This is a genomic window from Pseudonocardia sp. DxW, assembly GCF_058448985.1.
In genome coordinates, this window is record NZ_JBZFLK010000007.1 from 254492 (window position 1) to 272375 (window position 17884).

At 73.1% G+C, this 17884-nt stretch carries 21 protein-coding genes; 7 read left to right on the forward strand and 14 right to left on the reverse strand.

Annotated elements, in window-relative coordinates:
- Positions 1–82: 82 nt before the first annotated feature.
- Positions 83–274 (forward strand): 50S ribosomal protein L28, encoded by a 192-nt coding sequence (gene rpmB / locus ACVJO7_RS13630; protein ID WP_186358563.1) that lies wholly within the window; start codon positions 83–85, stop codon positions 272–274.
- Positions 275–355: 81 nt separating this feature from the next.
- Here the strand turns inward: rpmB and ACVJO7_RS13635 are convergent, their stop codons facing one another.
- The 5 genes from ACVJO7_RS13635 to ACVJO7_RS13655 form a co-directional block, all read right to left on the reverse strand.
- On the reverse strand, positions 356–958 hold the full coding sequence (locus ACVJO7_RS13635) for a DUF1707 domain-containing protein (protein ID WP_491673158.1): 603 nt from the start codon (positions 956–958) through the stop codon (positions 356–358).
- 86 nt (positions 959–1044) lie between these two features.
- Positions 1045–1458, reverse strand: coding sequence for a PE domain-containing protein (locus ACVJO7_RS13640; RefSeq protein ID WP_491673159.1), 414 nt, complete (start codon positions 1456–1458; stop codon positions 1045–1047).
- Between the two features lie 72 nt (positions 1459–1530).
- Positions 1531–2091: a DUF3558 family protein gene (locus ACVJO7_RS13645; protein WP_491673160.1), complete on the reverse strand. Its 561-nt coding sequence runs from the start codon at positions 2089–2091 to the stop codon at positions 1531–1533.
- A gap of 40 nt (positions 2092–2131) precedes the next feature.
- Entirely contained in the window at positions 2132–2812 is a 681-nt protein-coding gene (locus tag ACVJO7_RS13650; RefSeq protein ID WP_491673161.1) for a uracil-DNA glycosylase, read from the reverse strand.
- Entirely contained in the window at positions 2812–3336 is a 525-nt protein-coding gene (locus ACVJO7_RS13655; protein WP_491673162.1) for a gamma carbonic anhydrase family protein, read from the reverse strand. Before ACVJO7_RS13655 ends, ACVJO7_RS13650 begins: the two co-directional genes overlap by 1 nt.
- 185 nt (positions 3337–3521) lie before the next feature.
- On the opposite strand from ACVJO7_RS13655, the gene mbhE (ACVJO7_RS13660) reads away from it, so the two are divergent.
- Genes mbhE (ACVJO7_RS13660) through ACVJO7_RS13685 form a run of 6 tightly spaced genes read left to right on the forward strand, consistent with a single transcriptional unit; the run spans position 3522 to position 9264 of the window.
- The gene (mbhE, locus tag ACVJO7_RS13660; protein WP_491673163.1) at positions 3522–6302 is read left to right on the forward strand and encodes a hydrogen gas-evolving membrane-bound hydrogenase subunit E; all 2781 of its coding nucleotides are present in this window, start codon (positions 3522–3524) and stop codon (positions 6300–6302) included.
- Complete coding sequence (locus ACVJO7_RS13665; RefSeq protein WP_491673164.1) at positions 6299–6703, forward strand: sodium:proton antiporter; 405 nt, start codon at positions 6299–6301, stop codon at positions 6701–6703. The genes mbhE (ACVJO7_RS13660) and ACVJO7_RS13665 overlap by 4 nt, the downstream gene beginning before the upstream one ends.
- Positions 6700–8226: a monovalent cation/H+ antiporter subunit D family protein gene (locus ACVJO7_RS13670; protein ID WP_491673165.1), complete on the forward strand. Its 1527-nt coding sequence runs from the start codon at positions 6700–6702 to the stop codon at positions 8224–8226. Before ACVJO7_RS13665 ends, ACVJO7_RS13670 begins: the two co-directional genes overlap by 4 nt.
- On the forward strand, positions 8223–8612 hold the full coding sequence (locus tag ACVJO7_RS13675) for a Na+/H+ antiporter subunit E (protein WP_491673166.1): 390 nt from the start codon (positions 8223–8225) through the stop codon (positions 8610–8612). Before ACVJO7_RS13670 ends, ACVJO7_RS13675 begins: the two co-directional genes overlap by 4 nt.
- Positions 8609–8872, forward strand: a complete 264-nt coding sequence (locus tag ACVJO7_RS13680; RefSeq protein WP_491673167.1) for an MrpF/PhaF family protein — start codon at positions 8609–8611, stop codon at positions 8870–8872. Before ACVJO7_RS13675 ends, ACVJO7_RS13680 begins: the two co-directional genes overlap by 4 nt.
- On the forward strand, positions 8869–9264 hold the full coding sequence (locus ACVJO7_RS13685) for a cation:proton antiporter (RefSeq protein WP_491673168.1): 396 nt from the start codon (positions 8869–8871) through the stop codon (positions 9262–9264). Before ACVJO7_RS13680 ends, ACVJO7_RS13685 begins: the two co-directional genes overlap by 4 nt.
- On the opposite strand, the gene mnhG is transcribed toward ACVJO7_RS13685, so the two are convergent.
- The 9 genes from mnhG to ACVJO7_RS13730 form a co-directional block, all read right to left on the reverse strand.
- Positions 9162–9629 (reverse strand): monovalent cation/H(+) antiporter subunit G, encoded by a 468-nt coding sequence (gene mnhG / locus ACVJO7_RS13690; RefSeq protein ID WP_491673169.1) that lies wholly within the window; start codon positions 9627–9629, stop codon positions 9162–9164. The two genes, ACVJO7_RS13685 and mnhG, sit on opposite strands and share 103 nt — an antisense overlap.
- Positions 9626–9892, reverse strand: coding sequence for an MrpF/PhaF family protein (locus ACVJO7_RS13695; protein ID WP_491673170.1), 267 nt, complete (start codon positions 9890–9892; stop codon positions 9626–9628). Before ACVJO7_RS13695 ends, mnhG begins: the two co-directional genes overlap by 4 nt.
- Complete coding sequence (locus ACVJO7_RS13700; RefSeq protein WP_491673171.1) at positions 9889–10500, reverse strand: Na+/H+ antiporter subunit E; 612 nt, start codon at positions 10498–10500, stop codon at positions 9889–9891. Before ACVJO7_RS13700 ends, ACVJO7_RS13695 begins: the two co-directional genes overlap by 4 nt.
- A 308-nt stretch (positions 10501–10808) precedes the next feature.
- Positions 10809–12434, reverse strand: a complete 1626-nt coding sequence (locus ACVJO7_RS13705; protein WP_491673172.1) for a Na+/H+ antiporter subunit D — start codon at positions 12432–12434, stop codon at positions 10809–10811.
- Complete coding sequence (locus ACVJO7_RS13710; protein WP_344025029.1) at positions 12431–12883, reverse strand: Na(+)/H(+) antiporter subunit C; 453 nt, start codon at positions 12881–12883, stop codon at positions 12431–12433. The genes ACVJO7_RS13705 and ACVJO7_RS13710 overlap by 4 nt, the downstream gene beginning before the upstream one ends.
- 2 nt (positions 12884–12885) lie before the next feature.
- A complete protein-coding gene (locus tag ACVJO7_RS13715; protein WP_491673173.1) occupies positions 12886–13491 on the reverse strand; it encodes an MnhB domain-containing protein in 606 nt (201 codons plus the stop codon).
- Positions 13488–15860, reverse strand: coding sequence for a hydrogen gas-evolving membrane-bound hydrogenase subunit E (gene mbhE, locus ACVJO7_RS13720; RefSeq protein WP_491673174.1), 2373 nt, complete (start codon positions 15858–15860; stop codon positions 13488–13490). Before mbhE (ACVJO7_RS13720) ends, ACVJO7_RS13715 begins: the two co-directional genes overlap by 4 nt.
- 175 nt (positions 15861–16035) lie before the next feature.
- The gene (locus ACVJO7_RS13725) at positions 16036–16521 is read right to left on the reverse strand and encodes a GNAT family N-acetyltransferase (protein ID WP_491673175.1); all 486 of its coding nucleotides are present in this window, start codon (positions 16519–16521) and stop codon (positions 16036–16038) included.
- Between the two features lie 92 nt (positions 16522–16613).
- Positions 16614–17807 carry an MFS transporter gene (locus ACVJO7_RS13730; protein WP_491673176.1) on the reverse strand — a complete coding sequence of 398 codons (1194 nt, stop codon included), beginning with the start codon at positions 17805–17807 and terminating at the stop codon, positions 16614–16616.
- Positions 17808–17884: the final 77 nt, after the last annotated feature.

Here is a 17884-nt window from a genome sequence, read left to right on the forward strand (position 1 = left end):
CCGTCCGGGCTCTGCGCACTGTCTCAACCTTGAGATGCTGTCTCTACCTTGCAATGTCTCCAACCTTCGAGGAGTGTTCGACGTGGCTGCCGTCTGCGACGTCTGTGGCAAGGGTCCGGGCTTCGGCATGTCCGTCTCGCACTCGCACCGCCGCACCCACCGCCGCTGGAACCCGAACATCCAGACCGTCCGGGCCGCGATCAACGGGGGCAACCGCCGCCGGATCAACGCCTGCACCTCGTGCCTGAAGGCCGGGAAGGTCGCCCGCGTCTGACGCGTGGTGCCGCGCGAGAACCGATACCCCGGTAGGCCCGGACCCGGCAGGGCCCGGGCCTACCGTCGTTCCGGGGGCCGATCAGCCCAGCACGGCCTTCCACCAGCCCTTGCGTGAGCCGCGGACGGTCAGCGATCCCATCCCGACCTTCCCGCGCACCACGATGTGCGGCCCGGAGCCGCCCGGCGTCGACGGCACCTTCGTCTTGACCTCGCCCCACGAGCCGGAGACGGCGTCGACGTCGGCGCTGCCGCCCTCGGGGAGCACCAGCACGATCTCGCCCATCCCGGTGGAGACCTCGATGTCGATCCGCGGCGGGACCCGCCGCGCCTCGGACAGGTCCAGGTGGATGGTGCCCATGCTGGTGGTCAGCCGCATCGCGGCCGGGACCGGCCAGTCCCCGGTCCGCTTCACCGTCCCGGCGCCGGTCCGCAGATGCACCCGGTCCGCCCCGTCGACCGGACGCGCGAGCCGCGCCGACCCGGGCGGGACGACGAGGTCCGAACCGGGCAGGTCGGCCAGCGGTGGGCGCAGCTCGCTCGCGGTGCGCGCGGCGTAGACGGCGTCGAGCCGCTCCTCCAGCTCGGTGAGCGTGATCCGGCCCTCGCCGAGCGCGTCGTGCAGCCGTTTGGCGGCGGCCTCGCGGTCGGCGTCGGATATGCGCATCTCCCCCGGATCGGTCACACCGACCAGCCTAATGCCCTGCGGCCTGCGACCCGGCACACCCGTTGACGACGCCGCACACCTGCTGTGCGGGGTGTGCGGCGCGGTCAGCGGGTGTGCCGCCGGTCAGCCGCCCGGGGCGGCGGTGGCCCGGGCGGCAGCGGCGGGAGCTCGCCCCTGGCCCGCTCGAACTCGCCGTGGATCATGTCCTCGGTGTGGCTGTACTCGCGCGCCGCCGCCCGCAGCCGCTCGGTCGCCTCGGACAGCTCCCGGTAGCGCGCCCACTGGGCGTCGAGCATGTTGTTGATCTTGAGCTGGAAGGAGTTCCGCGCGTCCAGCGACACCGGATCGCCGCCGACCGCCTCGATGGTGCGCAGCCAGTCCGAGCGGTCCAGGAGCAGGCGCATCCGCTCGGCCTGTGCGGCGAGCACTCCGTGCACGGCCAGCACGTTGCCGATCGAGATCTGGCTCATCAGACCGTCCGACGCCGTGCCGACCGGACGCTTCGCCTCGATGTTCATCGGTCGGACGGTACGCAGAGCGCAGCCGGCCCGGGCCGCGAACGGGGCGCGGCGTTCACGGCTGCGAACCGCTCACGGGGTGAGCGTTCCCGCGGTGCCGAGGGCGTCGGCCGCCAGCAGCTCCGCCTCCCGGCAGGCTTCGTCGATCGACGGCGTCGATCCGTCCGGCTTCCGGCCGACCACCCTGACCTGGAGCCGCATGACCTGGCCGTCCGCCGCGTCCACGACCAGCTCGCACATCGGCGAGGTGTCCTCCCGCGCGGTGTTCCGGACCGCGCCGTAGCCGGCGACCACCTGCACCTGCGAGCCCGGGCCGCCGACCGCGCGCGCCGCGTCGACCGGGATCATCTGCGCGCTGTAGCTGTAATCGGCCGTCCAGGGGGCACCCCAGCCGCAGGCGTGGGTCGTCGCGTCGCCCACCACGGGCTCGGCGTAGTGGCTGTCCTCCGGCGTCAGACCGCGGCTGGCGAGTTGCTCCGGCGTCAGCACCCGGCACGGGTCGATGGCCATCACCTCGATCGGCTGCGGCCGCGGCGGGAACGGATCGGGCGCCCCCTCGGCAGCCCCCGAGCAGCCCGCCAGCACCGCCCCCACCACCACGAGGATCCCGAGGTGACACCGCACGTCGATCATGTTGCCTCCCGCAACGGAGGCTAGCGGGGCGGCGCCCCGGTCAGGGCAGCTTCCAGTCGACGGGATCCCCGCCGATCTCCTCGAGCAGGTCGTTGGCCCGGGTGAACGGCCGCGACCCGAAGAAGCCACGGTCCGCCGACATCGGGCTGGGATGCGCCGACTCGATCATCGGCACGTCCTCCAGCAGCGGCGCGAGGTTGCGGGCGTCGCGACCCCAGAGGATCGCCACCATCGGCTCGGCGTCCCGCGCGACGAGCGCCCGGATGGCCTGCTCGGTGATCTCCTCCCAGCCCTTGTTGCGGTGCGAGCCGGGCTCGCCGGGGGCGACCGTGAGGCAGCGGTTGAGCAGCAGCACGCCCTGCTCGGTCCACGGCGTCAGGTCCCCCGACGACGGCGCCGGATGCCCGAGGTCCTCGCAGTACTCGCGATAGATGTTCTGCAGCGAGCGCGGCAGCGGCCGGGTCTCCGGCGCCACCGAGAACGACAGGCCGACCGCGTGCCCCGGCGTCGGGTACGGGTCCTGGCCGACGATCAGCACCCGCACCTGGTCGAACGGCTGCTGGAAGGCGCGCAGCACGTTCGCCCCGGCCGGCAGGTAGCGGCGGCCCGCGGCGATCTCGGCGCGCAGGAACTCGCCCATCGCGGTCACCGTCCCGGCGACCGGTTCGAGCGCCTGCGCCCAGCCCGCCTCGACGACCTCGTGCAACGGCTTCCCGGCCATCAGCCCTCCAGCTTCCGCAGCTGATCGCGGAACCGGCGCCCGCGCTCGACGTAGGACTCCACCGAGTGCCGCCAGCGGTCCGCGGCGACCTCGTACCCCTCGCGCACCCGGGCCGGGACGCCGAGCGCCATCCGGTAGGCGGGGACCTCGGCGTTCGGCGAGACCACCGCACCCGCGGCGACCACGGCGCCCTCGCCGATCCGGGAGCCGTTGAGCACCACCGAGCCGGACGAGATCAGCGCCCGGTTCGCGATCGTGGACGCCTCGATGTGCACGTTGTGCCCGACCGTCACCTCGTCGCCGATGATCGTCGGCTCGCGCAGCGTGGTGTGGATGATCGAGCCGTCCTGGATGCTGGTGCGCGCGCCGACCTCGATCCGGCCGTCGTCGCCGCGCAGCACCGCGGTCGGCCAGACCGTCGACTCCGGGCCGAGGGTCACGTTGCCGATCACCACCGCGTCCGGATGGACGTAGGCGGTGGGGTGGATGTCCGGTTCGGTGTCACCGAGCGCGTACAGGGGCACACCGGGAGGGTACGAGCGCCGCCGCGGCGGCCCGCCGGGCCCCCCGGGAGGATGCGCCGCGCAAACCAACGGGGTGTCCACCCTGGCGGGTTGGGAAACGTCGCGGGTGGGTAAGAATCGGGCGTGCTGTCGATCAGGGCGCTGCTGGCGCCGACCCCCGGATCCCGGACGGAGGCGCTCGCCCGGTGCTGCCGCTGATCGTCCTCGGTGGTTCGGTCCTCCTCGCGCTGGCCGCCCCGCTCCTCGCCCGCCTGTCCGGCCGCAACGCCGGTTACCCGCTCGCAGCCGGCCTGGCCGCGCTCGGCGTCTACGCCAACACCTCGGCCGGCGCGATCGTCGACGGCGACGTCCTCACCGCGTCCTGGGACTGGATGCCGGCCCTCGGCGTCTCGTTCGGCCTGCGGATGGACGGCCTGTCACTGCTGTTCGTGACGATCGTGCTGGGCGTCGGCGCGCTCGTCATGGCCTACAGCGCCCGCTACATGGGCGACGGGTACCCGGTCGGCACGGTCTACGGGCTGCTCACCGGCTTCGCCGCCGCGATGATCGGCCTGGTCACCGCGAACGACCTGGTGCTGCTCTACGTGTTCTGGGAGCTCACCACGATCCTGTCCTTCCTGCTGATCAACACCGCCGGGCCGAAGGCGGCGCTGCCCGCCGGCCGGGCGCTGGTGGTGACGGCGACCGGCGGCTTCGCGCTGCTCGGCGCGGTCGTGATGATCGGCGTGGCGGCCGGGACGACCGACCTGGGCGTGATCGTCGGGAACCCCGAGGTGGTGCTCGCCAGCCCGCTCGCGGTGCCGGCCGCGGCCCTGCTGATCCTGGCCGCGGCGACCAAGTCCGCGCAGCTGCCGTTCACCTTCTGGCTGCCCGGCGCGATGGTCGCGATGACCCCGATCAGCGCCTACCTGCACGCCGCGACGATGGTGAAGGCCGGCATCTACCTGCTGATGCGGTTCTCCCCGGTCTACGTCCCGACGACGGCGTGGTCGATGGTGCTCGTCCCGCTCGGCCTGCTGACCGCCGTCGTCGGCGCCGTGCTCGCGCTGCGCGAGCACGACCTGAAGGCGATCCTCGCCCAGTCCACGGTCAGCCAGCTGGGCCTGCTGACGGCCGCGATCGGCGTCGGCACCTCCTACGCGCTGTCCGCCGCGGTGCTGCACACCTTCGCGCACGCGCTGTTCAAGGCGACCCTGTTCATGCTGGTCGGGATCATCGACAAGGAGGCGGGCAGCCGGGACGTCCGCGAGCTCGGCGGGCTCCGGAGGGTCATGCCGGTCACCGCGACGCTCACCGGGATCGCCGCGCTGTCGATGGCCGGCGTCCCACCGCTGATCGGGTTCGTCTCCAAGGAGACGCTCTACGAGGGCTTCCTGGAGGCCGACTTCGCGCCGGGCGCCGGACCGGTCGCCGCAGTGACGGCCGTGATCGCCTCGGCGCTGACGTTCGCCTACAGCGCGCGCATCGTCTACGGCGCGTTCGGCGGCACCCTGACCCAGCCCGACCTGTACGAGCCGTCGAAGGCGTTCCTCGCCCCGGCCGCAGTGGCCGCGGTGCTCGGCCTGGCCTTGGGGCTCGGCGTCGACGTGCTGAACCCGCTGACCGACCGGGCCACCACCGACCTGCACCCGGGCGCCGAGCCCGCGACGTTCGCGTTGTGGCACGGCGTCAACGCGGCGCTGCTGCTGTCCCTGGTGACCTTCGCCGCCGGCTACGCGCTGTTCCACTGGCGGCACCGGGTGGACGCCCTGCTGCAACGGCTGTGGGTGCCCGACGGCTCCGCGGTCTACGACCGGATCCGGGCCCGGGTGATCGAATTCGGCGGCCTGGTCGGGAAGCCCGACGTCGACCCGACGCCGGCCGCCGTGCTGGCCCGGCCGGTGCTGCTGCTGCCGGTGCTCGCCGTCGTCGCCGGGATCGGCCTCCCGGCCCTGCCCGGGTACCCCGGACCGGCTGTGCAGGGCCTGGACTGGCTGGTCGTGGTGCTGGTACTGGCGACGGTCGGCGGCGCCGCCGTGACCCACTCGGTGCTCGCCGCGCTGACCCTGACCGGGTTCGCCGGGCTGGCGACCGCGCTGTGGCTGCTGCTCGCCGGGGCGCCGGACGTCGCGATGACCCTGCTGCTGGTCGAGGTGCTGACCACGGTGGTGGCGGTGCTCGTGCTGCGGGGGCGCGGGGAACGGCTGCGGCGGCCCGCGCGGATGCGCGCCACCCCCGCCGCGCTCACCGCGCTCGCCGCCGGGCTCTCGCTGGGCACCGCCACGTTCGTGCTGACCGGGCGGCGCCCGCCGTCCGAGGTCGGCGGGTACTTCGTGGACACCGCACAGGAGGCGACCGGCGGCACGAACGTCGTCAACACCATCCTGGTCGACTTCCGCGGGATGGACACCTTCGGCGAGGCCGTCGTCGTCGGTGCGGCCGCGCTGGGCCTGCTCGTGCTGCTGCGGCGGACCAGCGACGAGAGCCCCGGCGGCACCGGGGACGCCGGGGCGCCGCGCCGGTTCGCCCGCGACGGGCCCGCCGACACCGTCGTGATGCGGGTCGCGAGCCGGGTGCTGTTCCCGGTGATGCTCGCGCTGTCGCTGTTCCTGCTGTGGCGCGGACACGACGAGCCGGGCGGCGGGTTCATCTCGTCGCTGGTCGGCGGGGTCGCCGTGCTGTTCCTGCGGCTCGCCCACCGCGGCGACGCCTGGGCGCTGCGGCTGCGCCCGGAGCCGCTCGTCGGCACCGGCCTGCTGATCAGCCTGCTGACCGGGCTCGCCGTCTACCCGCTGGGACTGCCGTTCCTCGCGCCGGTGTACCTGCCCGGCGAGGTGCTGCTGTCTTCTTTCATCTTCGACCTGGGGATCTATCTGATGGTGGTGGGGCTGATGGTGGCCGCGGTCGACCGGATCGGCGGCCGGACACGGGTCGGCCCGGTGCTGGCCCGCCGGGACCGCGCCGCGCCCGAGGGGACCACCCCGTGACGGCCGCGATCATCGTGACGGTGCTCGTCGCCGGCGGCGTGTACCTGATACTGCAGCGCGAGCTGCTGCGCGTGGTCCTCGGGTTCATCCTGCTCGGCCACGGCGTCAACGTGCTGATCATCTCCGCGGGCGGGATGTACAACCGGCAGCCCCCGCTGCTCGGCCAGCAGGACCGGGCCGCCATGGCCGATCCGCTGCCACAGGCGTTCGTGCTGACCGCCATCGTGATCGCCTTCGCGATCACCGTCTACCTGCTCGCGCTGCTCAAGGCCGGTGAGGAGGAGACCGGCGGGGACGGCGGCACCCGGTCCGATCCGGACCACGACCCGGCCGCCCGGGACGACCCGGACCGGGAACGCACCGAACGGGCCGGCGGCTCGGCGCGGGGTGAGGACCGGTGACCGGGATCGAGGCGCTGGTCATGGCGCCGGTCGCGGTCCCGCTGTTCGCCGCAGGCCTGCTGATCCTGTTCGCGGTCCGGATGCCGGTGGCCGCCCGCCGCGCTGTCGCGTTCACCGCGGTCGCCGCCTGCACCGCAGTCGCCGGTTACCTGCTCGCCGTCACCACCGACGGCACGGTGATCGTGCAGCGGCTCGGCGGCTGGCCGGACGGCATCGCAATCCCGCTCGCCGCCGACGCGTTCGGTGCGGTGATGCTGCTGGTCACCGGCGTGCTCGGGCTGGCCTGCCTGGCGTTCGCCGCGCTCGACGGCGGCGGCCCCGGCGATCTCGGGGCCACCGACCGGACCCGCGCGTTCCTCCCGCAGGCGATGCTGCTGCTGGCCGGTGTGAACGGCGCCTACCTGACCGCCGACCTGTTCAACCTGTTCGTGTTCATCGAGGTCATGCTGGTCCCCAGCTACGTGCTGATCGCCACCGGCCGCAATCCGGAGCAGCTCGCCGCGGCCCGGCTGTACCTGACGGTGAACCTGCTCGCCTCCACCGTGTTCCTGGCCGGGCTGGGCCTGGTCTACGGCGTCGCGGGCACCGTGCAGCTCGGCGACCTCGCCGGCGCCGCCGTGACCGACCCGCGGGTGGCCGCCGCGACCGCGGTCATCCTGCTCGCGCTGTCGGTGAAGGCGGCGTTGGTGCCGCTGCACAACTGGCTGCCGCGGGCCTACTCGGTCGCACCGGCCGCCGTCACCGTGCTGTTCTCCGGCCTGCTCACCAAGGTCGGCGTGTACGCGCTGTTCCGGATCTACGCGGTGGTGTTCGACGGGGACCCGCGGTTCCTGCCCGTCATCCTGGTGGCCGCACTGCTCACCATGATGGTCGGCGTGCTCGCCGCGGTCGGCGCCGGCGGGATGCGCCAGATCCTGACCTTCCACATGATCAGCCAGCTCGGCTACATCGTGCTCGGGCTGGCGATCTTCACCCCGGTCGGGCTGGCCGCCGCGATCTACTTCATGGTGCAGTACGTGCTGGTCAAGGCGGCGCTGCTGATGATCGCCGGCGCGGTCGAGCGGCACGTCGGCACCGGCGACCTCGCTCGGCTCGGCGGGCTCGCCGCGCACAGCCCGGCGGCCGCCGTCGCGTTCGCCGTCTCCGCGCTGTCGTTGGCCGGGATCCCCCCGCTGTCCGGGTTCGTCGGGAAGTTCGCCCTCGTGCTCGGCGCCGTGGACGCCGGGCTGATCGTCGCCGCCCTCGTCGCGATCGGAGTCAGCGTGTTCACCCTGCTGTCGATGCTCAAGATCTGGAACGGCGCGTTCTGGGGCGGTGACGCACCTGTCCCCGACCCGGCGGGCGGCGCCGGGACGGTCGTCGCGCTGCGGGTCCCGGTCCGCGCCGTCGTCCCCGCGCTCGCACTGGGCGGGCTGAGCCTGCTGCTCGGCCTGGCCGCCGAACCGCTGCTCGCCGTGTCGACGGCCGCCGCGAACGGGCTGTTCGACACCGCCGGCTACGCCGGGGCGGTGGGCGCCCCGTGAGCCGCCGTACCCGCGCACCCGGCGACAGCAGGCTGCTGGCCTCGGCGCACTTCCTCGTCTGGTTCACCGGTGAGTTCTTCCGGGCCAACGCGATCGTCCTCCGTGAGGTGCTCACGCCGGGGCACGGCATCGATCCGGCTGTCATCCGGGTCCGGCTGCGGTCCCGCAGCATGGTCGAGATCGCCACCATCATGGCCCTGATCAGCCTCACCCCGGGCACCCTCGCGCTGAACCTGACCACCGGTTCGCGCGACCCGCTGCTGACCGTGCACGGCATGCACGCCTCCGACCCGGGGCAGCTCCGCGCGCGCGTGCAGGAGATGGAGGACCGGTTGCTCGCCTGTCTGCGCCGGCCCGCCCCCGCAGAAGGGAGAGTGGACCAGTGACCGCCACCATGCTGCTCGACGCCGGGCTCGTCCTGCTCGGGCTGAGCCTGCTCGTCGCGGTGTACCGCGTGTTGCGCGGCCCGACCGAGGCCGACCGCGGGCTCGCCGTCGACTACGGATTCGTGGTCGTCGTCGGGCTGATCGCGCTGCTCGCGCTGCGGCTCGGGTCGACCGCGATGCTCGATCTCGTCGTCGTCGCGACCCTGGTCGGGTTCCTGACCACGGTCGCGGTGGCCCGGCTGGTCTGGGCCAGCTCGTGAGCGCGCCGGACGTGCTCACCGGCGGCCCGGTGCAGAACACGATCGGCGGGGCGATCGTCGCCGCCGGCGTGCTGCTGATCGGCTCCGGCGCGATCGGCATGCTGCGGCTGCCCGACATCTACAACCGCACCAACGCCGTCACCAAGGCGGCCGGGCTGGGCATCGTGGCGCTGCTCGTCGGCGTCGCCGTGCTGGTGCCCGAGCCCGGCGTGCTGGTCACGCTCGGAGTGGCTGTGGCGCTGCAGCTCTTCACGATCCCGATCGCGAGCTTCGCGGTCGGGCACGCCGCCTACCGCTCGGGGGTCCCGTCGACGCCGTCGACGTTGCGGGATGACGCGCCTCCCACCCCGGGGGCCGCCTCGCCGTCGCCGTCGGAGAAGTGCGAGGACTGAGCCGGGGTGGTGATCCGCGCCGCGCGGGCGTCTGCCTCCATCCGCTCACCGAGATCATCGACCACCAGTGAGTCCCGGTCGATCGCGCCGCTGCGGTACGCCGACCGGCCGACGACCTGTGAGATCACCGGGGCGGTCAGCACCTGGAACATCACCACGAGAACCAGTGTGGAGGCGCTCTCGAACTCCAGCCGCACAGCGACCCCGATCAGGATCAGCAGCAGCCCCAGGGTCTGCGGCTTCGTCGTCGCCTGCAGCCGGGCGGGAAGGTCGGGCAACCGCACCAGACCCAGTGCGCCGAGCAGGCAGGACAGGCCACCCGTCAGCATGAATGCGGCGGAGACCGCGTCGGACACGGAGATCATCGGTGCCGCTCCCATCGTTCGACGAGGCGGGCCGCGGTCGCCGAGCCGACCAGCGCGATCAGCGCGACGGCGGCCAGCAACGGGATGTTCGACCCGTCCGAGTAGATCGCCGCGTACACCGCGGCCGCTGCCACGATCAGCACGACGAACACGTCGAGGGCCACGATTCGGTCGAGGGTGGTCGGCCCCTGCATCAGCCGCCACAGCGTGAGCAGGGCCGCCGCGGTCAGCATGACCAGGACCAGCGCGTAGACGACGGTCACTCCGGTCCTCTCCCCGCGTCCCGACCGGCGGCGACGTCGTCCATCGCGATCCGGCACTGCTGGACGTCGTCCTCTGTTCCGATCGCCTCCACCACCCGCATCTGCAGGATCATCAGCTCACGGCGCACCCGGTCGACCGCGCCGGCGCGGTGCAGGCCGAGCGCATAGGCGTACCAGCGGCCGCGCCGGCGGTCGATCTGCAGCGCGAAGCTTCCCGGCGTCAGCGCGCACGCCGCCACGATCGTCGTCGCGGTGCGATCCGAGCTGCTGCACAGCGGTAGCCCGATGATGCCCGACTTCGCGTGGCGGCCGTGCACCAGCGTGACCGCGCTGACGCGCACACCCGACACGACGAGGTCCCACATCAGGAACCCGATCAGCCTCAGTACCTTCACCGGCCGCACCGGGAGGCGCTCCGGCAACACGGGCAACGGGAAGATCATCACCACCAGGACGCCGACGATCAGCCCACCGACGATCGCCATCGGTGTGAGGCTGCCCCACAGCAGCACCCACACCAGGGCCAGTGCGAGCACCTGCGGGATGCGGCGCCGCCAGTTGCCGATCCGTGCCGAGCCTGCCATCGGCTCGGCCGTCGTGTCGGGCACCGGTGGGGGCACCCTCGCCGGTGTACGACCTGTCGCCCCGCCCGCCGGGGGCGCCGGTCCGGTGGCGTCGTCCGTCCCCGAACCGTCCCCGGTGCCGGCCGGCTCGCTCGGTACACCGCCCGTGACGTCGGAGGTCGTCGGGTTCGTGGCGTCTCCCGTCGTCGTGCGGTCGGGTGTCTCCATGGCAGTCTCCGCATCGGTCACACCGAGCTCAGCCTCCCCGTCGGGCCCCGCGCCGACCGTCCCGGATTCCCGCCCGGCCCCGCCGGCGTCACGGTGGCCTGCGCCGTCTCTCCGATGGTGGCGGGTCACGGGGTCACCTCCGCCCCGTCGGCGGTGGGCGCGCCGAGCGCCGTGCCTCCGCCCGGGTCGTCGGGCTCCGCCGCGGCCGCCGCGCCGACTGCGCCCGGATCGAGCACCGCTGTGCGGTAGGCCTCCCGGCCGTGCAGGTCGTCCCCTGCCCGGGCGGTGATCCCGGACAGCGGGCCGGCGAACAGCGCGATCACGATGCTGACCGTGACCAGCGAGGACGCGCCGACGTACATGCCGCGGGCGCTGCGCGCGGTGCCGACCACCAGCTCGTCGTTCGGGTCGTTGTCGACCAGCGGCTCCTTCGGCGTCCCCCAGAACACCCGGACCCAGACCCGCGCGACCGCGTACAGCGTCAGCAGGCTGGCGACCACCACGAAGGCGGCGACGATCTCGCTGGCCAGCCCGGCACCGGCGCCGGCCTGCAGCAACGCCAGCTTCGCGACGAAGCCGGACGTCGGCGGCAGGCCCGCGAGGGTGATCGCCGGGATGGCGAAGAGCACGGCCAGGTGCGGTGCGGTCTGCGCCAGCCCGCCCATCTGGCTGATCGACACCGTCCCGGTCCGCCGGGTGATCAGACCGCTGACCAGGAACAACGTCGCCTGGACGGTGATGTGGTGCACCACGTACAGCGCAGTGCCCGCGATGCCCTCGGGCGTCCAGACCGCCATCCCGAACAGCATGAAGCCGATGTGGCTGACCAGCAGGAACGACAGCAACCGGTTCAGGTCGTCCTGCGCGATCGCGCCGAGCGCGCCGACCACCATCGTCAGGGCCGCGATGACCAGCAGCAGCATCGACGGGTCGTCCTGCGGGAACACCAGCGTCTGGGTGCGCAGCAGGGCGTAGATGCCGACCTTGGTCAGCAGCCCGGCGAACAGCGCGGTGACCGGTGCCGGCGCGTTCGGGTAGCTGTCGGGCAGCCAGAAGTGCAGCGGCACGATCGCCGCCTTGATCCCGAACACGACGACCAGCACCAGCGCCAGCACCGTCTGCAGCCCGTCCGGCAGCAGCTCCATCCGGCCCGCGAGATCGGCCAGGTTGACCGTGCCGGTCGCGGCGTAGACGAAGCCGACGGCGGTCAGGAACAGCAGCGACGACGTCAGCGAGACGATCACGTAGGTCATCCCGGACCGGATCCGGGACGCCGAGGTCCGCCGGGTGATCAGCACGTAGGACGACGCGAGCATGATCTCGAACGCGACGAACAGGGTGAACAGGTCGCCGGTCAGGTAGGCCAGCGAGACGCCCGTCGAGAGCAGCAGGAAGATCGGGTGGAACGTCGTGCTGGCCGTCTCCCGGCCGTAGTCGGAGATCCGCTGGTCGATCGCGTACACCAGCACCGCGAGGGTGACCAGCGTCGAGATGAGCAGCAGCAGCGCCGACATCCGGTCCGCGACCAGCGCGATGCCCATCGGGGCCGGCCAGCCGCCGAGCTCGGCGACGACCGGGCCGTGCCGGTCCGCGGCGACCAGCAGGATCCCCGCGACGACGCAGACGATCGCGAGGGTCACCACGCCGATCACCCGCTGCAGGGACGCGCGGCGTCCGACGATCACGCTGGCGGCGGCCCCCAGCATGGGGAGCAGCACCGGGAACGCGACCAGTGCCTGGAGCAGGGTCACTTGCGGCCCTCCTCGAGCTCGTGCGAGTCGGCGGTGTCCTCGGGGGAACTCTCGGTCTCCGCCGCGGTGCCCTCCTCCATGGCGCCGTCCGGGCTCTGCCGGGCCGCGATCCGGCGGTCCTCGACGTCGTCCTGAACCTCGTCGTGACCGACCAGCACCCACGACCGGTAGCCGAGCGCGAGCAGGTAGGTGGTCAGCGCGAAGGTGATTACGATGGCGGTGAGGGCGAGCGCCTGCGGCAGCGGGTCGGTGATCTCGTCGAGCCCGACGGCGTCCAGGATCGGGGCCCGGCCGGGCGGCCCGCCGGCCAGCTGCAGCAGCAGGTTCGCGCCGTGCCCGAGCACCACGATGCCGATCAGGATGCGCATCAGGGAACGCTGCATGAGCAGGTAGAAGCCGACCGAGTAGAGCACGGCGAGCACCAGCGCCATGCTCAGGTTGATGGTCATGTTCATCGGTCACCACCGAGATCGCGGCCCGGCGGGCCCTCGCCCGCCTCGCGGGCGTCCCGGGCGATGCCGGAGCCGAGCGAGCGCAGCAGGTCCAGCACCACACCGATGATCAGCAGGTAGACGCCGACGTCGAGCAGCAGGCTGGTGACGATGTCCAGGTAGCCGAAGTCGCCGAAGGTGATCGTCCACTTGGTGGACTCCAGCACCGCGCCGCCCCACAGCACCGGGGCGAGCCCGGTGAGCACTGCGATCGTCAGGCCGGTCCCGACCACCACCGGCGGCCGGATCCGGAACTTCGAGCCCAGGTTGTCGTCGCCGCCCGCGATGTGCCGGAGCACGAACGCGAGCCCGGCGACCAGGCCGCCGGAGAACCCGCCGCCGGGGCCGTAGTGTCCCTCGAACAGCAGGAACACCGAGAAGACCAGCACGGTCGGGAACAGCAGCCGGGCGGCTGCCTCCAGCACCAGCGTCCGTTCACGGGTGTCCGGGCAGTTGCCGGGCAGCATCCACTGGCCGCTGGGCTCGTCCCAGCGGGCCCAGGACTCCTCGGCGACCGCTGCGCCGGGCTGCTCCGCCGTCGCGGGCGCCTCACGTGAGGTGGTCATCCCATCACCTCCTGCTCGTGCTTCGGAGACCCGGACCCGCTCGTCACGACCTGGCCGCCCTTCCTCTTGTCGTAGCGGGTGGCCAACACCAGGCTGGCCGTCCCGGCGGCGCAGATCAGCAGGATCGTGATCTCGCCGACGGTGTCCAGCGCCCGGAAGTCGACCAGAATCGCACTGATCAGGTTGGTGGCTCCCGCGTCGGGCGCGGACGCGACGAAGTCGGCCGTGGTCGCCGGCGGCTGCACCCGGGCGCCGGAGAAGATCACTGCCATCCCGGCGACCAGGACACCGCCGACCGACGCCACGGCGGCCTTCGGCAGCCGCACCCGGCGCTCGGTGTCCGGTTCGTCGAAGTGCGCGGGCAGCCGCCGGAGCACGAACACGAACGCGACCAGGGTCAGTGTCTCCACCAGGAACTGGGCGAGCGCGAGGTCCGGAGCGCCGTCGATGACGAAGATCCCGCCGATGCCGTAGCCGACGGCGCCGACCAGCAGCACCGCGGTGAACCGGCGGCGCGCCCGGCACAGCGCGATCGCCGCGACGATCACCATCAGGCCCACCGGAACCTGCATGATCGAGTGGTAGACGCTCTGGTCCTGCGGCAGCACCCCGCCGATCACCAGTGCCGGGGCGGGCAGCGCGATCAGGGTGATCAGGATGAAGCCGAGATAAACCGGCAGCGAACCGATCTGCAGCCGGCCGGTGACGATGATCGCGACCCGCTCCATGCCGGTCACCACCGACTCGTAGCCGCGCTGCGCCGATAGCCCGTGCAGCACCACCCGCTCGGTGAGCGCCGCACCGTACTGGTGCAGCAGCAGACCGCCGACGACGGCGATCGCGGAGAACAGCAGCGCGATGCCGAACCCGTGCCAGAGCCCGAGCTCGTACTGCGCGGCGTAGGCGTCGCCGAGCGAGGGCAGCGGCCGGGCGTAGGCCGCGGCCAGCTCCTGGACGGCCGGGGCGGCGAACCCGGCGGCGAGCCCGGTCAGCGCGCACAGCCAGGCCGGCCCGGACAGGCCGAGCGGCACCGGGTCCCCGCCGGTGGGCTGCGGGCCCTTCGTCGCGAACGCACCCCAGAGGAAGCGCGCGGTGTAGGCAACGGTCAGCAGCGACCCGGCGAGCAGGCCGATCGCGACGACCCAGCCGCGCACCCCGCCCTCCAGCACGAACGCCTCGTAGGCGGCCTCCTTGCCGACGAACCCGAGCAGCGGCGGCAGCCCGGCCATCGACATCCCGGCGATCGCCGCGAGCACCGCGAGCCCCCGCCTGCGCCGCCCCAGCCCGCACAGCTCGCGCAGGTCACGCGTCCCGCACGCCTTGTCGATCGCACCGACCACCATGAACAGCGGGGCCTTGAACAGACCGTGCGCCAGCAGCATCGCGATGCCTGCCAGCCCAGCGACCCGGGAGCCCGCGCCGAACAGCACCATCAGGAAGCCGAGCTGGCTGACGGTGCCGAAGGCGAGCAGCCGCTTCAGGTCGGTCTGGCGCAGCGCGCGCCAGCCGCCGAGCAGCATCGTCGCCAGGCCGAGCACGACCACCGGCACCCACCACACCGCGAACGGCGAGAACGCCGGCCCGAGCCGGGCCACCAGCACGACGCCGGCCTTCACCATCGACGCGGCGTGCAGGTAGGCCGAGATCGGGGTCGGGGCGGCCATCGCGTACGGCAGCCACGGGTGGAACGGCAGCTGCGCCGACTTGGTGAGCGCGCCGAGCAGGATCAGCACCAGCGCGAAGCTCAGCGCCACCGGCTGGTCCGCAGCCAGGGTGCCGGCGTTGGCCGCCGCGGCGATCTCGGGGATCGAGTAGGTCCCGGCGAGCTGGCCGAGCAACACGATGCCCAGCAGCATCGCGAGCCCGCCGAAGACGGTCACCAGCAGCGCCTGCACGGCGGCACGCCGGTTCTCCCGGTACTGGCCGCCCTGCCCGACGAGCAGGAACGACGTCAGCGACGTCAGCTCCCAGAACACGTAGAGGGTGAGCAGGTCGTCGGCCAGCACCAGGCCGAGCATCATGCCGGCAAAGGTGACCAGCAGCGCCGCCGACCGCGCGGCGTCGGTCGAGCGGGGGCCGAAGTACCAGGCCGCGTAGATCAGGATGAGGGCGCCGACCCCGGACACCAGGACGATCATCGCCAGGGCCAGCGCGTCCAGCCGCAGGCTGAGGGACAGGCCCAGCTCCGGTGCCCAGGCGAGCTCGTCGGTCACCCCCGTGCCGAGCGCGGCGGGAGCCTGCGTCATCGTCCACGCGAGTGTGGCGACGAGCAGGGCGGCGCCGGCCGCGAAGGCCAGCCGCCGGTTGTACCGGGCGAGTGCGGGGAGGCACAACGCCAGGACGATATGGGCGGCCACGATGGCGAGCACCGATACCTCCTGGGGCACGGGGTCGTGTTCGGACGGGCGGTCAGTGTGCTCGTGCCCCAGTCGGCCGAGTAGCGGCCCCGGTACCGGAGAGCCGGCGGCCGGCAAGGACACGGCAGCGGAGCCGCCGTCATCCTATCGGAGCAACCGGACGTTTCGACCGCCACCGTACCGGGGCTCACTCCCGCAGGAGCTTGCCGAAACACCGTGAACGGTGATCGTCCCGGTATGTGCCGAACCTCCCGATCGGCTGATACCCGCAGGCGCGGTACAGCGACATGGCCTCGGGCTGGGCGGTGCCGGTCTCCAGGATCATCCGTCGCCGCCCGGCGGCCGCGGCGGTGCGTTCGAGCTCCGCCAGCAGTGTGCGCGCGTGCCCGGCCCCGCGCGCGTCGGGGACGACGTACATCCGCTTGATCTCGGCGTCGCCGTCGCGCAGCACCGGGTCGTCGGGGCGGGCGTCGACCGGCCGCCAGGCGCCGGTCGCGACCGGCCGGCCGTCGTCGTAGCCGACCAGGTAGCGACCGCGCGGGGCAGTGAACTGCTCCGGGGCGAGCACGGTCACGTCGTTGTCGCCGTAGACCTCGCGGTAGTAGGCCTGGACGTCCTCGTTCAGCTTCAGAGCGTCCGGGTGGTCCAGGGCGCAGACACGCAGTTCGAGCACGCGACCATCATCGTCGCCGCCATGATCCGCGTTTCGGGAGTGCCGGTGCGCGTGGACAGCACGAGCACTCCCGACACGCGGATCATGCACCGTCACACCCCGACCGGCTCCGGCGCCGGACGCCGGACCCCGCGCCACACCGGCACCAGGCAGAGCCCCTGCACCGCGGCCACCCCCAGCAACAGCACCGGGTACCCCGCACCGGGCACCCCGAGCCCGACCGGCCAGGCCCGCACGACGGCACCGGACAAAGCGGCCAGCGCCACCGGGAGCAGGAACCCGAGGTAGGTGACGGAGTAGAAGACCGCGGTCAGCCCGGCGAGCTGCCCGGGCGGGGCGATCCGCTGCACCTGCTGCAGCCCGGCCAGCAGCACGAAGCCGTATCCGGCGCCGAGCAGCGCGGCGGCGGCGAACGCGACCGGCACCGACGCGGTCACGGCGACCGGCACGGTCACCAGCGTCCCGCCGATCACCAGGGCCAGCCCGGCGCGCACGACGGCCTGCTCGCCACCCCGGCGCTCGACCGTGCGGGCCAGCGACTGGGCCCCGAACCCGACGGCCAGGCTCACCGTGGTGAGCCCGGTCGCGACCAGCAGGCCGTGGCTGCCGGGCGCCAGCAGGTCGGGCTGCACGGCGTAGGCCAGCGCGGCCGCGCCGAACACCCAGGGCGCGGCGGGCAGCACCAGCCGGACGAAGCGCGGATCGGTCACCGCGGGCACCCGCAGCGCCCGCCACAGCGGCCCGCCGCCCGGATCGGGGAGCACCGTCTCGGGCGCCCGGCGCAGCGCGGCCAGCACCGGGACCATGATCAGCACGTGCACCAGGTAGGGCAGCACCGTCGGCCACGGCGCGTACTGCGCGAGCAGCCCGCCGACCAGCGGCCCGGTCCCGAAGCCGAGGGTGGTCGCCAGCGCGGCGCGCCGGGCGCCGCCCTCGGCCGAGAGCTCCTTCACCCAGGTCGTCGCGACCGCCATCGCGACGCCCATGCTCAGTCCGGCCAGCAGCCGTCCGGCGTGCAGCAGCGGCTCGGCACCGCCGCCCGCGGCGAGCACCGCCGACGCCGGGACCGCGAGCGCCGCGGCCGGGAGCAGCACCCGGTGCCGGCCCCATCGCTGCGAGGCGGGGCCGCCCAGCAGCAGGCCGGGGACCAGCCCGAGCACGTAGACCCCGAAGAAGGCGGCGACCGCCGTCGACGAGTGATGGCCCTGTTCGCGGTAGGCGACCATCAGCGGGCTGAACTGGTTGGCGCCGTAGCCGACGCCGAACAGCACGGCCGCGGGTCGCACCCAGGGCGCGGGGCGGTTCAGGGGACCCTCCTCCTCACACACGTCGGCGCCCCCGGGCCGATGGGCCCGGGGGCGCC